Here is a 16,432-nt window from a genome sequence, read left to right as displayed (position 1 = left end):
CTCAGGCCTCGTCGTCATCGGCCCCGGCATAGACGCCCTCGGCGCCGATTCCGTCTTCCAGCATCATCCGGGCGCGGGCGCGCAGCTTCTCGGTCTCGCTCTTGAGCTGTCCGCAGGCCGCCAGGATGTCGCGACCGCGCGGCGTCCGCACCGGAGACGCATAGCCGGCTTGATAGACGATCTCGGAGAACTGCTCGATCCGCTCCCAGTCCGAGCATTCGTAGATGCTGCCGGGCCACGGGTTGAACGGGATCAGGTTGATCTTGGCCGGGATGCCCTGCAGCAGCCGGACCAGTTCGCGCGCATCCGCATCGGTATCGTTGATGCCCTTCAACATCACGTATTCGAAGGTGATGCGGCGGGCATTGTTGAGGCCGGGATAGTGGCGGCAAGCCGCGAGCAGTTCGGCCAGCGGATACTTGCGGTTCAGCGGCACGAGGGTGTCGCGCAGGTCGTCCCGCACCGCGTGGAGCGAGATCGCCAGCATGGCATGGGCCTCGGTGCCGAGCCGCTGCATCTGCGGCACGACGCCGGAGGTCGACACGGTGATGCGCCGACGCGAGAGGCCGAGGCCCTCCTGGTCGGACATCACGCCCACCGAATCGATGACGTTGTCGATGTTGTAGAGCGGCTCGCCCATGCCCATGAAGACGATGTTGGTGACGGCGCGACGGGTCTCGTCCTCGCCGGCGGCCACCGGGTTCTGGCCGACCCAATCGTTCAGCCGGTCGCGGGCCACCACCACCTGCGCGGTGATCTCGGCGGCGGTCAGGTTGCGCACGAGGCGCTGCGTGCCGGTATGGCAGAAGCTGCAGGTGAGGGTGCAGCCGACCTGGCTCGAAACGCAGAGCGTGCCGCGCCCGCGTCCGGGAATGTAGACGCACTCGATCTCGGCGCCGCGATTGTGGTCGTGCTTGCCGGTGGGTGCCATCCGCAGCAGCCACTTGCGGGTGCCATCGCGAGAGACCTGCTCGCTGACGACTTCCGGCCGTTCGAGGGTGTAGGCCTGCGCCAGATCGGCCTTGAGGCCTTTGCCGACATTGGTCATCTGATCGAAGGAGGTGGCGCCGCGCGCGTTGAGCCAGTGCCAGAGCTGGCCCGAGCGCATGCGCTGCTCCCGCTCCGACACGCCGATGGCGGCAAGGCGCCCCTTCAACTCCTCACGGGTCAGCCCGATGAGGGAGGAACGCCCCGGCGGCACAGGGTCCGGCTGGAACTCGGGGAGTTTCTCGATTGCGGCCACGACGTCAACGTCGCGACCGGCGGTGTCGAATGACGCCGTCGCCATGGATCTCTAACCTTCGGACTTGGAATCAGTCCGATATAAGCGATCCTGCAGCGGAACGCGAATGGCGCTCCGCTGCGTGTAAGGAATGGCGGATCTACTGGGCCGGCTTCGCGTCGGCGGGCGGCTTGGCTTCGGCGGGCGCGCCCTCCATGGCGGCCGGCAGCAGCACGTTCTTCGTGACGTTGCCCTCGGGCCCGTACTCGCCGGCGACGGCGAGGCAGGCCTGTTCGCGGTTGAGCTGCATCTGGTTCGACATCAGCGCGAAGATCGTCTGGACCTTACCCCCGAAAGGCCCGCGCGGCCCGACATCGGCCGCGTTCACGCCCTGCTTCTGCAGCAGCGCATCGAACTGGTCGACGCCGATCCGGTAGCCGCAGACATTGGCCGCGGCGAAGATGTAGGCGGCGAATTCCAGGGCGCGAGGCGGAGGCGCATTGCGGATCTGCGCATCGGCCAGGGTCGTCATGAGCAGACCGGCGGCAAGGCCACCGGCGAGAACGGTTTTAGGGGACATGGACGGCGTTTCCTCGGACAGGCGCGAAATCTTAAGTTCCGCTTATGGTGCCCCTTCGAGATAGTCCGCCGGGCCACACTGTCAAAGCGACCGTTTCGCCGCGTCAGCCGAAAGACAGGCCACAGGATCACCCCAGCGACCAGTCGATCGGCGCGAGGCCCCTGTCCGCCAGCCAGGCATTGGCCTCGTCGAAGGGCCGAGTGCCCGAGAAATCCCGCAGACGGTTGAGCGGGGAGGGATGGCCGGTCTCGATCACCCCGCATCGCGCGCGGTCGATCAGCCCTGCCCGCGCGCGGGCCTGTGCGCCCCAGAGCAGGAAGATCGCAGGCGTCGCGCGGGCCGAGACGGCCGCCACCGCCTCATCGGTGAGAGCAGACCAGCCGTAGCGCAGATGAGCACCGGATGCGCCGGCTTCGACGGTGAGAGCGGAATTCAGGAGCAGCACACCCCTTCGCGCCCAGGGCGTGAGATCGCCGCTCGTCGGCTGGCCGGGCAATTCGGCGAGGATGACCTTCAGCGAGGCGGGAAGCCGGCGAGGGCCGACATAGGAAAAGGCGAGGCCGTTCGCGTCGCCCGGCGTCGGATAGGGGTCCTGCCCGAGGATGACCGCCTTCACCTCCTCGAGCGGCGTCAGGGTGAGAGCGCGAAAGACGGCATCGGGGGAGGGCAGGACGCTCGCCCCCTCCGCGATCCGCCGGTCGACCCGTGCGCAGACGGCCTCGGCCGCGCCTCCGGCGAAGAATGGCAGCGTCAGCCAGGACGAGCCCGAGGAACGGAAGCGGTCGAGGGCCTCGGAGAGGGGACCGGATGCCGTCATCGCATCACGATCCGGCCGTCATCGGGAACGGAGAGGGGATCATGCCGGCCGATATAGGCCATCACCTCGTTGGCGACGAGCTTGCCGTCGGTGGCGCCGATGAGGGTACGCCCATCGGCGAGGATGCCGTAGCCGTTGCCGCCATCGTAGAGGAAGTTGTTGGAGGCGACCGTATAGGAGCGCGCCTCGTCGAGGGGCCGTCCGTCGACGAGGATCGACAGGATGCGATGTCCGGCACTTGCCGCCGGGTCGAGGGTGACGACGAGACCGGAGACCTGAGGGAATCGCCCGGCGGGACGGCCGAGATCGGCGAAGGCCGATTCCAGCAGGGCCCGTACCTGCGCGCCTGTCAGCGACACGAGAATCGTCGTGTTGCCGAAGGGGAGTTCGGTGAGGATGTCGCGCCGGGTCAGGATTGTGCCGGCCGGATAGAGCCGGTTACCGCGGATGCCACCGCCATTGGTGATGGCGATCTGCGCCCCCGTCGCCGCCCGGAGCGCATCGCCGACGAGGTTGCCGAAGCTCGCCTCGCGAAGGCGCACCGTCGCGATGCGGCTGTCGAGGGGCGTGCCGATCGTCCCGACCGGCACGTCGAGTTCCTTCGCCAATCGGCCCTCGAGCCGCTGCGTCAGGGAGAGGGTCTCGGGATCGGGCGTGACCTCCGCAGTGTCGTAGACGCGAAAGTTCGGATGCCAGGACAAGGACTTGGCCTTGCCGCTCCCTTTCACCGTCACGGTGACGTCGATGGCCGTGACGTAATGGGCGTCGAAGCTCGATTCCGCCAGGAGGGTCCGGCCATCGTATTGCACGATGAGGTCGTGGTCGTGGCCCGACAGCAGGATGTCGACGATCCGCGCCGCCACGATCGCCTCGTCGGTGACGCGCGCCGTATGGCAGATGCCGACGATGAGCTCGGCTCCCTCCTCACGAAGGGCCTGGGCCTGTGCACGCAACGTCTCGATTTCGGGACCGAAAACGAGATCGCCGGATTGCGACTTCTCGGGCGTGCTGGCGAGAGCGATGCCGACGATGCCGATCCGGATTCCGCCGAGCGTCATCACCATCCGGTCGCGGATTCCGGTGAGCGGCTTGCCCTCAGCGTCATGCAGATTGGCGGCAAAGACCGGAAAGGCCGCCTCGCCCATGCGCTGGGCGAACGTGGTCGGGCCGAAATCGAATTCGTGGTTGCCCGGCACGAACACGTCGGGCGGTGCGACGTTCAGGAGCTCGATGATATGCGCGCCGCGATCGAACCCCGACATCAGCGAGGGCGACAGGGTATCGCCGGCATGGGCGTAGAGTAGCGGCACGCCGCGGGCCCGCTCGGCCTTCACCACCGCGTTGAGCCGGGGGAAGCCGCCGCGGCCATCGACTTCCGACATCAGGTAGACGTCGTTGACGAGGAGCAGGGTGAAGGTCGGTTCGATCGCCCCGGCCTGTGCGGGAGCCGGCAGGCCAGCCGCGAGACCCGCCCCGAGGCCGAGGCTCAGGGTCTGACGACGGGTGGGACGGGTCATTGAGACGGGTCTCCGAGGGGTCGGGCTGTCGAGAACCCGCTCGGAGCCGAGTGTGGATGCCATCGATGAAGCCGATGCAACACCGCTGCATCGGCACAGAGAATATCCGGCCCGTCAGCCTCTAGCGCGAGGCGAAGCCGTCGCGCACGGCCTTGGCGTTGCGGCGGATCATCGGCCAGATCCAGGCACCGGAGACGAGGTAGGCTGCGGCCGGCATGGGCTTGAGGTCGACGGCGAGACGCCGGGCGAGACCGGGATTGGCGAGTTCACCCACCGGGGCATCGCTCTTGCGGTAGATCACCGTCGTGTCCTCGCGCCAATATTCGGGATGGGGCACGAGACCGGCGCGGCGGGCGAGAAGATCGAAGGTCTCGCGGACGTAGCCGTGCACGTGGGCGAAGTGGAAGCGCTCGTGCGGCGGCTTGCCGGTGGCGGCCATGTTGGGCACGGCGGCATAGAGCACCCCGTCGGGCTTCAGCCAGCGCGACAGACGCTCCATCACCACGGCCGGGTCGCGCAGGTGTTCGAGCACGTGGTGCGTGGAAATCACGTCGAAATGCCCGGCCGGGAAGCGCTCGTCGGCAGCGTCGTCGAGGACTTCGACCTTGTGATGCTCACGGGCATAGGCGGCGTAGTCGCGGCCGGGTTCGACGCCGATGGCCTCGCAGCCCCTGGCGCGGGCAGCGGCCAGGAATTCGCCGGAGCCGGAGCCGAAATCGAGAACCCGCGCACCCGGCTTGAGCTTCGGAGCCAGCAGGTCGGCGCGGAAGGTCGCCTCGCGAGCGGAACGGTTGAGGTGGTGGCGCGGAGGGCCGCCGGCGAAGGCGAGCTGATAATCCGCCCGGTAGGCATGGGCGTAGTAATGCGCCAATTCGTCCGGGGTCGGCATCGGGTCGGTGCGAATCAGCCCGCATTGGGCGCAGGCGATGGATTTCAGCGTCTTCAGCCGCCGATCGGTCTCGGCCACCGTCACGGTCTCGGCCGATCCGCAGAGATTGCAGACGGTTGGCGCGCCCTTATAGGGATAGCCGGTGAACGGCATGAAGTGGTTGAAGAAGTACCGGGGAGACGGCATGTCGCGCCTTCATTGACGAGATGGTCGCTGGCAGGTCTCGTGCTCTAGATAGATATGCCGTCCCGTACAACTGTGCCGGAATGGCGGCATGTGACAACCGCGCCGAATCAGGGCGCTCGGAAATCCGATGAACGAACGCGTCGAACCGACGTCCCTCAAGGACATCATGCCGTTGCAGACAGGCTCCTCCGAGACCGCCACCCTCCCGCCGGACCATCCTCGCGTCCGCTGGGGCCGGGTCGGCGTGCTGCTGATGAATCTCGGCACGCCGGAGGGCACGAGCTATTGGCCGATGCGCCGCTACCTCAAGGAATTCCTGTCCGACCGGCGCGTCATCGAGGTGCCGCGGCTGATCTGGTGGCCGATCCTCAATCTCATCATCCTGACCAAGCGCCCCGGGCCGAAGGGCCGCGATTATGCGAGCGTGTGGAACAACGAACGCGACGAGGGGCCGCTGAAGACCATCACCCGTGGACAGGCCGAGCGGCTGCAGGTGGCGATGGGGGAATCCGTCGTGGTCGACTGGGCGATGCGCTACGGCAAGCCGGAAGTGCGCCTGCGCATCCAGGCCCTGCTCGACCAGGGCTGCGACCGCATCCTGCTGGTGCCGCTCTATCCGCAATACGCCGCCGCCACCTCGGCCACCGCCTGCGACCAGGCGTTCAAGGCCCTGATGCAGATGCGCTGGCAGCCGACCGTGCGGGTCTCGGCGCCGTATCACGACGACCCGGTCTATATCGAGGCCATGGCCACCTCGATCCGCGAGGGTCTGGCCAAGCTCGATTTCGAGCCGGAGGTGATCCTCACCTCGTTCCACGGCGTGCCGAAATCCTACCTCCTCAAGGGCGACCCGTATCATTGCCAGTGCGTGAAGACGGGGCGGCTGATCCGCGAGGCCCTGGGCTTCTCGACGGAGCGGATGCGCACCACCTTCCAGTCGCGCTTCGGCAACGAGGAATGGCTCAAGCCCTATACCGACGAGACCGTGCAGAACCTCGCCAAATCCGGCGTCAAGCGCATGGCCATCGTGGCGCCGGGCTTCACCGCCGATTGCCTCGAGACCCTGGAAGAACTCGACGGCGAGAACCGCCACTATTTCGAGGACAATGGCGGCGAGCACTTCGCCTATATCCCCTGCCTCAACGACAGCGACCTCGGGATGAAGGTGATCGAGAACGTGGTCCGCCGCGAATTGCAGGGCTGGATCTGAGGAGAGCCGGCGATCCGCATGGCGGGTCGGCGTTCTTCGCGCTCCGTGGGTGGTCGCCAAGTCCGGATGCGGTTGATAAAGGACGCCCATCAGACGGCGAGTGAACCATGACGAGACCGGAGGCAGTCGATCCGATCGACACCGTGCGAGCGGATGAGGGAGCGCGGTTGCTCGCGCATTTCTCGGGCGCCGGCTACGGCGTCGTGACCCCGGCGGTGCTCCAGCCGGTGGAGCCGTTCCTCGAACTCTCCGGCGAGGAGATCCGCCGGCGCATCTTCGTGACGCAGGATGCGTCCGGGGCCGAGCTCTGCCTGCGTCCGGAATTCACGATTCCGGTCTGCCGCCAGCATCTGGCGCGGGGTGTCGGGGCGACAGCCGATTACAGCTATCTCGGCCCGGTCTTCCGGCTCGGCTCCGGCGAGGCGGAAGAGTTCCTGCAGGCCGGCATCGAATCGATCGGACGCACCGACATCCCGGCGGCGGATGCGGAAGCGCTCGGCCTCGCCCTCGAAGGCCTGGAGCTTCTCGGCGCCGGCGACGTCTCGGTGAGACTCGGCGATATGGGCGTGATCGACGCGCTGCTCGACGGGCTCAACGTGCCGCCGGCCGCCAAGCGGCGGACCTTGCGGGCGCTCGCGGCGGGACGCTCCCTCGACGACGTCACCAATGTCGCGATGGTGGAAGATCCGCATGCCGGTCTCCTCGCCGCGATCCAGGGACAGGATCCGAAGGGCGTGCGCGCCTTCGTGGAGGACGTGCTGTCCATCGCCGGCATCTCGCGCGTCGGCGGACGCAGCGCCGGCGAGATCGCGGAACGCTTCCTCGCCAAGGCCTCGGCGCAGGCCAATGGCGGCGCCGGCCTCAATGCCGAGAACCGGGCCATCGTCGAACGCTACCGCGCCATCTCCGGCGATCCGGACCAAGCCGCCCGGTCCATGCGCGACCTCGCATCCTCGGCCGGCATCGCCTACGCACCACTGGAGGCCGCCCTCTCCCTGTTCGAGGAGCGGACCGGCTTCATGGCCGCACGCGGTCTCGACGTGGAAAGCTTCCGGTTCTCCGGCAGCTTCGCGCGCAACCTCGATTATTATACCGGCTTCATCTTCGAAGTGACGCGGGGACAAGGGTCGGCTCCCCTCGTCGGCGGCGGCCGCTACGACGGGCTGCTCCAGCATCTGGGCAGTCCCACGCCGGTCCCGGCGGTGGGCTGCGCCATCTGGCTGTCCCGTGTCCTCACGTCGGAAGGATCGTCCCGTGGCTGAGACCGCTCCGACGTCCCGGGATTCTCACACGGTGGTCGACGGCCCGCTCGTTCTCGCGGTCCCCTCGAAAGGGCGACTGCAGGAGAATGCCTCGGCCTTCTTCGCCCGTGCCGGGCTGAAGCTCGCCCAAGGGGCTGGCGCGCGCGACTATCGCGGCAAGCTCGTCGGCGTGCCCGATGTGGAGGTGCGCTACCTCTCGGCCTCCGAGATCGCCAATCAGCTCGCCAGCGGCAGCGCCCATCTCGGCGTCACCGGCGAGGATCTCATCCGCGAGAGCCTGCCCGACGCGCGGGGTCAGGTCGAGCTGCTGACCCCCCTCGGCTTTGGTCAGGCGACGGTCGTCGTCGCGGTGCCCCAGGCCTGGATCGACGTCCGCGCCATGACCGATCTCGACGAGGTCGCGGCCGAACTCCGCATCCGCCACGGACGCCGCCTGCGCATCGCCACGAAATACGTGAACCTGACCCGGCGGTTCTTCGCCGAGCACGGGGTCGCCGATTACCGCATCGTGGAGAGCCTCGGCGCCACGGAGGGGGCTCCGGCCTCCGGCTCGGCGGAGATCATCGTCGACATCACCACCACGGGGGCGACGCTCGCCGCCAACGCGCTGAAGATCCTCGATGACGGCATCATCCTGCGTTCCGAGGCGAATCTCGTCGCCTCGCTGACGGCATCATGGGGGCAGAGCCAGAAGAAGGCGTTGCGCACCGTCCTCGGCCGGATCGCGGCGGAGGAGCGCGCACGGCTGACCCGCGAGATCCGGGCGGCGATGCCCCCCGACGGCAATCTCGATCTCGCCGGGATCAGCGCCCTGCACGACGCGCAGCTGCCCTACGGCGTGCCGGAGAGCCGTGGCGCCGAGATCGTGCTCCACTGCCCGGTGGACGCCACGTTCGACCTCGTCGACGACCTGGTGAAGTCGGGTGCGAGCGCCGTCAGCGTCAGGCGGATCGATTACGCGTTCGGCCCGGACAACCCGTTGATCGACCGCCTGCTCGCCCGCCTCGGCTGAGCCCGATCTTAGAGCGGACCCTGTTTGGCGAATTCGGAGAAGACCCCGCGCAGGGTCTTCAGCCGGGCCTCATAGGCCTTGGTCAGGCAGGCGGTGTCGGCGGCGCAGGTCCGCCGTTCCTGCAGCCAGGCTTCCTGATCGTCGCGCAGCTTGGCATTGCCGCCCATGGGCAGGAGCCCGCGCAGGATCTCGAACCGGACCGCCATCTCCACGTCGAGATCGTTGAGGGGAAGATGGGCGCAGATCGCCTTCTCGTCGGGCGTCTCGGCCTTCTCGCACGGGAAACTCGCGGCCTCGGCGCCGGAAGCCGCCAGCATCACGGCGGCCGCCAAGCCCCATGTCCGGTAGCGATGCGATGCGATCATGACCCGAATCCCGGCTTGACGATGACGAGGATGACGATGGCGACCATGAGGAGCGTCGGCACCTCGTTGACCATCCGGTAGAAGCGGTGGTTCCGCGCGTTCCGGTCGGCGGCGAAGTCCTTGACCATCCGCGAGAACCAGCCGTGGCAGCCGCTCATCGCCAGAACCAGGGCGAACTTCGCCTGCATCCAGCCCGACGCGTAGAACGCGCTCTGCCAGACGAGGAAGAGGCCGAGCACCCAGGTGACGACCATGGCCGGGTTCATGATCGCCTTCATCAGGCGCCGTTCCATGACCTTGAACGTCTCGGACTGGGCGGAGGAATCCGCGCCCTCGGGCAGGGAGGCGTGGTAGACGAAGAGGCGCGGCAGGTAGAGCAGCCCCGCCATCCACGAGATCACCGCGATGACGTGGATCGCCTTGATCCAGGGATAGAGCGTGTCGGCCATGGGCTGGTCGTCAGCGCCGCAATCTGGCGAGCATCCGCTCCACATGGGCGATCGGCGTCTGCGGCGTGATGCCGTGGCCGAGGTTGAAGATGTGCGGCAGCCCCTCGGTTGCCTCGAGCACCCCGTCCACGGCCGCATCGAGGGCGTCGCCGCCCTCGATTAACGTTTCCGGGTGGACATTGCCCTGGGTCACGGTGCGGGGCGCCACGGCATCGCGCAGGGCCTTCAAATCGACGCTCCAATCGACACCGACGGCATCCGCGCCGGTCTCCCCCATCACGCGGGCATGGCCTTCGAGGCCGGACCCACGCGCGAAGACGATGATCTTCGCTCCCGGCACACGCGCCCTGACCCCTTCGACGATGCGGGCGATGGGAGAAAAGCTCCATTGCGTGAGCGCATCGGTCGCCGCTCCGGACGCCTGAGGCAGCGAACCGGCATGGCTTTCAAAGATCTGGACCGCATCGGCGCCGGCCTCCAACTGGCGCGACAGGTACTCGATCTGGACCGAGACCAGGCGGTCGATGAGAGATTCCACCAGGGAGGTATCGGTATCGGCAAGCGCGCGGGCGGGCGCCAGATCGGGCGTGCCGCGCCCGCCGATCATATAGCTCGCAACGGTCCAGGGGCCGCCGCAGAATCCGAGAAGCGTCGTCTCGGAGGGCAGCGCGGAGCGCAGGCGGCGAACGGTCTCGAAGACCGGCTCCAGATGCTGGAAGATACTCGGATCGTCGGCCAGTTTCAGGGCGCTGAATTCGTCCCGGCCATGGACCGGATCGAGCCGCGGGCCTTCTCCCTCGACGAAACGGACGTTCTGCCCGAGCGCGTCGGGCACGACGAGGATATCGGAGAAGAGGATCGCTGCATCGAAGCCGAAGCGCCTGATCGGCTGCAAGGTCACTTCGGTGGCGAAGTCCGGGTTGTAGCAGAGGTCGAGGAAGGAACCGGCCTTGGCCCTGACCTCGCGATATTCCGGCAGGTAGCGCCCGGCCTGTCGCATCATCCAGGCGGGAGGAATCCTGGAGGGCTTGCCGTCGAGAACCTGGATCAGCGCACGATCGGTGGTGTCACGTCGATTCATGCCTGTCCTGCCCGGTCCATGGTTGAGTGGAGGAGATCGTCATCGCTGGGAGAAAGCTATGACGCTCCTGGCTGTCCTCGGGAAGGTCTTTTGTCCTGGGACGTTGTTTTACCGCAGGACGTCCTTTCGTCTCCGAGGATCTCGCCCGCGAAAAGGATATTGCCCGCCAAACTGCTTCACCTCGGAGAGCCGCTGAGGGTGGCCGATCACCCCTGTCCCGTCCCGTCTATCTAATAAGAAAAGAGAGATTCTAGGACTCTGTTTTTTCTTTTAGACGGGGGACGATGGGAACGCGAACTTGTCCACACCCCGTCCCCGCATCACCGCCGTTAACGGGGCTTTAACGGGTTCGCGCTAACTTTCCAGAAGCGGAAGTCCGATCAGCGACTTGCACCGCGTGATAGGGTCTCACCGCCCGAACCCTCCCTGAATCTCCCAAAACGAGATCGGGACGAGGCCCGACGTGCTGCATGTTGACGGAAGAGTCGACAGACCGGGGCCAAGCTTCGAGCCTGACACTTGCCGGGGGGCTTTATCCCCACCTGTCGACTCCGGCCTTCAGGTGTGGTGGATAACCCTGAGATCCCTCATGCCCGTCCGATGGCCTGGGATGGGAATTTCCGATGAGTCGCAGCTACTTCCATCTCCATCTCGTCTCGGATTCCACCGGTGAGACCCTCATCAACGTGGGTCGTGCCGCCGCGGCCCAGTATGAGGGCGTCTCGGCCATCGAGCATGTCTATCCGCTGGTGCGATCGGCGGCCCAGCTCGAACGCGTGATCTCCGAGATCGAGGCGGCACCCGGCCTGGTCCTCTATACCCTGGTGGGGCACGATCTGACCGAGCGGCTGGAAGCGGCCTGTCGCGAGACCGGCTCGCCCTGTCTCTCGGTGCTGCAGCCGGTCCACGCGCTGCTTCAATCCTATCTCGGTGCGGAGACGACGGCCCGGCCGGGGGCTCAGCACATGCTGAACGCCGAATATTTCAAGCGCATCGACGCGATGAATTTCACTCTCGCTCATGACGACGGCAACCTGCCCTTCGACATCGACGAATCCGACGTGATCCTCGTCGGCGTCAGCCGCACGTCGAAGACGCCGACGGCGATCTATCTGGCCAATCGCGGATTGAAGACCGCGAATTTTCCTCTCGTTCCGGGAATGCCGGTTCCGCCTTCATTGGAGAATGCACGCAAGCCCCTCGTCGTCGGATTGCTGGCGAGCCCGGAGCGGATCGTGCAGATCCGGCAGAACCGGCTCTTGAGCCTGAAGGCCGACGACACCTCGCTCTACGTCGATCGCGATGCCGTCGCCGACGAGATCGCCGCCTGCCGGAAGCTCTGCAATCGTCATCGCTGGCCGACCATCGACGTCACCCGACGGTCCATCGAGGAGACCGCCGCCGCGATCCTCGACCTGCACCGCGAACACAGGCTCAAATTCATCGTGGCGTAAGGGACTGGGCGCGTTGCGCCAGTGCCCGTATCTGTGTCTCCGGATTCCGTCATGACCCACCTCTGGCTTCCCGAACGGCCCCTTATCCTCGCATCCGGCTCGCCGACGCGGCGACATCTGCTCGAAGCCGCCGGTCTGGAGGTGGAGGTTATGGTCCCGAACCTCGACGAGCGGCGCGTCGAGGCCGAGGCCGGTCCCCTTACTCCCGTCGATCTCGCGCGCAGGCTGGCGCTGGCGAAGGCTTTGGCGGTTGCGGCGACAGCCGGGGATCGGATCGTTCTGGCGGCGGATCAGGTCCTCGCCTGCGAGGGCGAGGTGTTTCATAAATCATCCTCCCTCGACGCCGCCCGTGACCAGTTGAGCCGACTATCGAACAGGATGCATTCGCTGCATTCCGCCGCTGCTCTCATCGTGCCGGGCCGGGAACCGGAGCTCATTCACGACGACGCCCATCTCACGATACGGGATCTCGGCAGCGTCGATATCGACACTTATCTGGCCATCGCCGGTCTTCACCGCGTCACCGGCACGGTGGGGGGGTATCAACTGGAAGGTCTCGGCATCCACCTGTTCAGCAGGATCGAGGGTTCCCATGCCACGATCCTCGGCCTGCCGTTGACCGGATTGCTCGACCGCTTACGCCGCCATGGTTGCCTCGCCTTCTGATCGCTCATCGTCGTCCCTGCCACGACCGACACCGAAGCCGTTCAAGAGACCCGTTCATGATCAAAGCCTTCGTCGTCGGTCATCCGATCGCCCATTCCCGATCGCCGATGATCCACGGTCATTGGCTCTCCACCCTCGGGCTCGACGGCTCCTATGAGCGGATCGATGTGGCGCCGGACGGGTTCGAGGCGTTCCTGCGCGGCCTGAAGGCGGCGGGGTTTGCGGGCGGCAACGTGACCCTGCCGCACAAGGAAGCCGCCTTCGCCCTGGCCGACATATTGACCGGAGCAGCCCGGCGGATCGGCGCGGTCAACACGCTGTCCTTCGACGAACAGAGGCGGCTCGTCGGCGACAACACCGATGCCGTCGGCTTCACCGCCCATCTCGACGAGACGCTCGGCCGGGATTGGCTGAACGCGGATGCCCGTGATGTCATTGTTCTCGGCGCCGGCGGTGCGGCACGGGCCGTGGTGGCGGGATTGCTCGACAGGCCCAATGTCCGCATCGTCGTCGCCAACCGAACCCGCTCGCGCGCCGAAGCCATTGCCGGCCTCGATCCGTCGCGTGTCGACGTGATCGACTGGGACGACCTCGACGGCGCGTTCGGCCATGCGCGACTCCTCGTCAACACCACCTCCCTCGGCATGACCGGCAAGCCGCCCCTCGATGTCGCGATCGATAATTTGCCGGCTCATTGTGCCGTTGCCGATATCGTCTACTCGCCGCTTAAGACCCCGCTCCTCGCGGACGCCGCCTCACGCGGACTTCGGGTCGTCGACGGACTCGGGATGCTGCTGCATCAGGCCGTTCCCGGTTTCGAGCGCTGGTTCGGAACACGACCCGTGGTCACGCCGCAATTGCGCGCGCTGATCGTCTCCGATCTGACCGCTTCACGATGAGCCGACCGTTCATCCTCGGCCTCACCGGCTCGATCGGCATGGGGAAATCGACCACCGCCGCCATGTTCGCCGAGCGTGGAATTCCGGTTTACGACGCGGATGCGGCGGTGCGAACCCTCTATGCAGCCGTCGGATCGGGTGCCCGGATCATCGCCGACCTGTTTCCCGACGCGATCGGTGAGGATGGCTCCGTCGACCGGGCGCGCCTGCGGGATCATGTCCTCGGCCAGCCCGATGCTCTGGCCCGGCTCGAAGCCGCGATCCATCCCCTCGTCCGGGGTGAGGAGCAGCGCTTCCTCGCCCACCATGCCGATGCCGATCTCGTGATCCTCGACATTCCCCTCCTGTTCGAGACCGGTGGGGGGGCGCGATGCGACGCGGTCCTGGTGGTGAGTGCGGATCCGCTCGTTCAGCGGCAGCGGGTACTGGCGCGTCCCGGCATGTCGGAGGCTGCGTTCGCCGCCATCCTCGCCAAGCAGATGCCCGATGCCGACAAGCGCGCCCGGGCCGACTTCCTCATCGATACCGGGCTTGGCCTTGCTGGTGCCGAAAAGCAGGTCGACGCTCTGATCGCGCGTCTCGCCGGTAGCCGCATCGCCTGATCGAACGACCCTTATCCCCGCGAATGGACCGCACCATGCTCCGTGAGATCGTCCTCGACACCGAGACCACCGGTACGGATGCCAAGAACGGTGACCGGTTGATCGAGATCGGCTGCGTCGAACTGATCAACCACGTCCAGACCGGGGTGACCTTCCACCGATACGTCAATCCGACACGGCCGGTGTCGCAGGGCGCTTTCGGTGTCCATGGCCTGTCCGACGCTTTCCTCGCCGATAAACCGTTATTCTCGGCGATCGTGGCGGACTTCGTCGCCTTCTGCGGCGATTCTCCCCTCGTGATCCATAACGCGCCCTTCGATGTCGGCTTCCTCAACATGGAATTCGCCCGTCTCGGTGAGAACGGACCGCCGCAGATCGCGCTGGACGCCGTTGTCGACACGTTGCAGATGGCGCGGCGCAAACATACCGGCGCCTCCAACAGCCTCGATGCCCTGTGTGTCCGTTACGGGATCGACACGACGCGGCGGACCAAGCACGGCGCGCTCCTCGACGCCCAGATCCTGGCCGAGGTCTATATCGAGCTTCTCGGTGGCAAACAGACCAGCCTCGGTCTCGCCAGCGCGGAACCGACCGATCCGGCGCGACGCGTCACGTCGAGCGACGGGCCGATCGCCACAGGGCCACGCCAATTACGCAACCGTTTGAAGCCTTTGGAAGTTAGCCAGCACGCTGCGTTCGTCGCGGGCCTTGGCGCCAGTCCAATCTGGCGCGACTATGTCAACGAGAATGACAGCGACTGAAGGACCGCGAGTGCAATGCAATAAAAGACATATTGCATTGCAACAAAACCTGTCTACATCTTTAGCCATCGAGTCGGCGCGGAGGCCAATTGAGCCCTTCGTCGATGTTGGATCGCTTTGTGTTCAGCATCGACCGGAACCGTCGGCCACTCCCCATCATCCAGAAAGCGATCAAGCGATGGCTGATCATACGAACCGGACGCAAACACGTCTGGCCGACCTCGTCGAAGCGACCAAACTGACAGGGACGGGCCGTCTGCAGGAAGCCACCGATCTGATCCAGCGAAGCCTCTTCGGGCAGCAGAACACCACCACATCGCCTCAGACAATGGACGGCGCCTATCGTCTCGATGACGGTAACGAGGCCGCCACGCCCCACCATCCCAAGTCCGGGTTCATCCCCGAAGGCCTGCAGGAACAGTTGCGGGATGCCCTGGGCCAGGTCGCGCGGAAATTCGGTCTGTCGTCCCCCTCCGGTTCGGTCACTTCGGGGCTCGAAGCGTTCGACCCGACGGCGTTGTTCCGGGATGGCGCCGGGACGGTGCCGCCGGTTTCCCCGATTCCTCCGGCACCCTCGGAGCCCTGGTCTGCCCCGGATGCTCCCGTGCGAGAGGGGGCGTTCACCGAACGATCCTTCTCCAACGCCGCAGGTGCGCGCGACTACAAGCTCTACATCCCGAGCCGCACCGTCGCCCAGCCTCCCCTCGTCGTGATGCTGCATGGCTGCACCCAGTCACCCGACGATTTCGCGGCCGGGACCGCCATGAACCACCTCGCCGAGGTGGAAGGGTTCCTCGTGGCCTATCCCGCCCAGAGCTCGAAGGACCATGGCCAGCGCTGCTGGAACTGGTACCAGCCGGGCGACCAAGGACGTGGCTCCGGCGAGGCCGAGATCATCGCCGGTCTCACCCGTGCGGTGATGAGCGAGTACGATGTCGATCCGCGCAGGGTCTATATTGCCGGTCTCTCCGCCGGTGGTGCTGCCGCGGCCAACATCGCCCTAGCCTATCCCGACCTCTATGCCGCCGTCGGCGTGCATTCGGGACTCGCCGCTGGCTGCGCCGGCGACATCTCCTCGGCGCTGACCACGATGCGTCTCGGACCCTCCGGTGTCCTGCAGGGGGAGACCGCACGGGTGCCGACCATCATGGTCCATGGTGAGAGCGACAGCACCGTCCATCCGCGCAATGGCGAGCAGGTGCTCGTCCAGGCGGGCGTCGACATGCTGACCCCGTCCGTCTCGGATGGCGTGAGTCCCGGCGGACTTGCCTACATCCGGACTCGCTACGCCGATGAGAGCGATCGTGTCGTGGTGGAAAGCTGGGTCGTGCGCGGCCTGAACCATGCCTGGTCGGGGGGCGACCCCTCGGGTAGCTACACTGACCGGCGGGGACCGGATGCATCGCGGGCGATGGTCGACTTCTTCATGGCACACCGCCTGGACCGGCCGCGTCACTGAA

At 66.4% G+C, this 16,432-nt stretch carries 17 protein-coding genes; 9 read left to right on the top strand and 8 right to left on the bottom strand.

The genetic code is table 11. The features are described 5' to 3' along the window. Position 1: 1 nt before the first annotated feature. From rlmN to A3OK_RS0117935, 5 genes are all read right to left on the bottom strand, one after another. Entirely contained in the window at positions 2–1,288 is a 1,287-nt protein-coding gene (rlmN, locus tag A3OK_RS0117955; RefSeq protein WP_019906275.1) for a 23S rRNA (adenine(2503)-C(2))-methyltransferase RlmN, read from the bottom strand. Positions 1,289–1,382: 94 nt separating this feature from the next. Then, positions 1,383–1,754 carry a hypothetical protein gene (locus A3OK_RS0117950; RefSeq protein WP_245259448.1) on the bottom strand — a complete coding sequence of 124 codons (372 nt, stop codon included), beginning with the start codon at positions 1,752–1,754 and terminating at the stop codon, positions 1,383–1,385. Positions 1,755–1,929: 175 nt separating this feature from the next. Next, positions 1,930–2,619 (bottom strand): uracil-DNA glycosylase, encoded by a 690-nt coding sequence (locus A3OK_RS0117945; protein WP_019906273.1) that lies wholly within the window; start codon positions 2,617–2,619, stop codon positions 1,930–1,932. Beyond that, positions 2,616–4,136 (bottom strand): bifunctional UDP-sugar hydrolase/5'-nucleotidase, encoded by a 1,521-nt coding sequence (locus tag A3OK_RS0117940; protein WP_019906272.1) that lies wholly within the window; start codon positions 4,134–4,136, stop codon positions 2,616–2,618. Before A3OK_RS0117940 ends, A3OK_RS0117945 begins: the two co-directional genes overlap by 4 nt. A 121-nt stretch (positions 4,137–4,257) precedes the next feature. Continuing rightward, entirely contained in the window at positions 4,258–5,211 is a 954-nt protein-coding gene (locus A3OK_RS0117935; RefSeq protein WP_019906271.1) for a class I SAM-dependent methyltransferase, read from the bottom strand. A gap of 127 nt (positions 5,212–5,338) precedes the next feature. Here A3OK_RS0117935 and hemH point away from each other — a divergent pair, with 127 nt between their 5' ends. The 3 genes from hemH (at position 5,339) to hisG (ending at position 8,695) form a co-directional block, all read left to right on the top strand. Then, positions 5,339–6,421 carry a ferrochelatase gene (gene hemH, locus A3OK_RS0117930; RefSeq protein ID WP_019906270.1) on the top strand — a complete coding sequence of 361 codons (1,083 nt, stop codon included), beginning with the start codon at positions 5,339–5,341 and terminating at the stop codon, positions 6,419–6,421. A gap of 107 nt (positions 6,422–6,528) precedes the next feature. Next, positions 6,529–7,683 (top strand): ATP phosphoribosyltransferase regulatory subunit, encoded by a 1,155-nt coding sequence (locus A3OK_RS0117925; protein WP_019906269.1) that lies wholly within the window; start codon positions 6,529–6,531, stop codon positions 7,681–7,683. Between the two features lie 31 nt (positions 7,684–7,714). Continuing rightward, positions 7,715–8,695 (top strand): ATP phosphoribosyltransferase, encoded by a 981-nt coding sequence (hisG, locus tag A3OK_RS0117920; RefSeq protein ID WP_026597393.1) that lies wholly within the window; start codon positions 7,715–7,717, stop codon positions 8,693–8,695. An 8-nt stretch (positions 8,696–8,703) separates the two neighbouring features. On the opposite strand, the gene A3OK_RS0117915 is transcribed toward hisG, so the two are convergent. The 3 genes from A3OK_RS0117915 to hemE are packed head-to-tail and all read right to left on the bottom strand — an operon-like array spanning position 8,704 to position 10,590. After that, positions 8,704–9,060 (bottom strand): lysozyme inhibitor LprI family protein, encoded by a 357-nt coding sequence (locus A3OK_RS0117915; protein WP_019906267.1) that lies wholly within the window; start codon positions 9,058–9,060, stop codon positions 8,704–8,706. Next, complete coding sequence (gene hemJ / locus A3OK_RS0117910) at positions 9,057–9,509, bottom strand: protoporphyrinogen oxidase HemJ (protein ID WP_019906266.1); 453 nt, start codon at positions 9,507–9,509, stop codon at positions 9,057–9,059. The genes A3OK_RS0117915 and hemJ overlap by 4 nt, the downstream gene beginning before the upstream one ends. 10 nt (positions 9,510–9,519) lie before the next feature. Next, entirely contained in the window at positions 9,520–10,590 is a 1,071-nt protein-coding gene (gene hemE / locus A3OK_RS0117905; RefSeq protein WP_019906265.1) for a uroporphyrinogen decarboxylase, read from the bottom strand. Positions 10,591–11,213: 623 nt separating this feature from the next. Between hemE and A3OK_RS0117900 the strand changes: the two genes are divergently transcribed. The 6 genes from A3OK_RS0117900 (at position 11,214) to A3OK_RS0117870 (ending at position 16,431) form a co-directional block, all read left to right on the top strand. Then, a complete protein-coding gene (locus A3OK_RS0117900) occupies positions 11,214–12,044 on the top strand; it encodes a pyruvate, water dikinase regulatory protein (protein WP_019906264.1) in 831 nt (276 codons plus the stop codon). Between the two features lie 51 nt (positions 12,045–12,095). Continuing rightward, positions 12,096–12,710: a Maf family protein gene (locus tag A3OK_RS0117895; protein ID WP_019906263.1), complete on the top strand. Its 615-nt coding sequence runs from the start codon at positions 12,096–12,098 to the stop codon at positions 12,708–12,710. Between the two features lie 56 nt (positions 12,711–12,766). Beyond that, positions 12,767–13,609, top strand: coding sequence for a shikimate dehydrogenase (locus tag A3OK_RS0117890; protein ID WP_019906262.1), 843 nt, complete (start codon positions 12,767–12,769; stop codon positions 13,607–13,609). Then, positions 13,606–14,211 carry a dephospho-CoA kinase gene (coaE, locus tag A3OK_RS0117885; RefSeq protein ID WP_019906261.1) on the top strand — a complete coding sequence of 202 codons (606 nt, stop codon included), beginning with the start codon at positions 13,606–13,608 and terminating at the stop codon, positions 14,209–14,211. Before A3OK_RS0117890 ends, coaE begins: the two co-directional genes overlap by 4 nt. A 35-nt stretch (positions 14,212–14,246) precedes the next feature. After that, complete coding sequence (gene dnaQ / locus A3OK_RS0117880; RefSeq protein ID WP_026597392.1) at positions 14,247–14,972, top strand: DNA polymerase III subunit epsilon; 726 nt, start codon at positions 14,247–14,249, stop codon at positions 14,970–14,972. A gap of 178 nt (positions 14,973–15,150) precedes the next feature. Then, positions 15,151–16,431 carry a PHB depolymerase family esterase gene (locus tag A3OK_RS0117870; RefSeq protein ID WP_019906258.1) on the top strand — a complete coding sequence of 427 codons (1,281 nt, stop codon included), beginning with the start codon at positions 15,151–15,153 and terminating at the stop codon, positions 16,429–16,431. Position 16,432: the final 1 nt, after the last annotated feature.

Source organism: Methylobacterium sp. 77 (genome assembly GCF_000372825.1).
GTDB lineage: Bacteria > Pseudomonadota > Alphaproteobacteria > Rhizobiales > Beijerinckiaceae > Methylobacterium.
The sequence above is the reverse complement of the archived record's forward strand: the minus strand, read 5'-3'. Positions and strand labels throughout refer to the sequence as shown.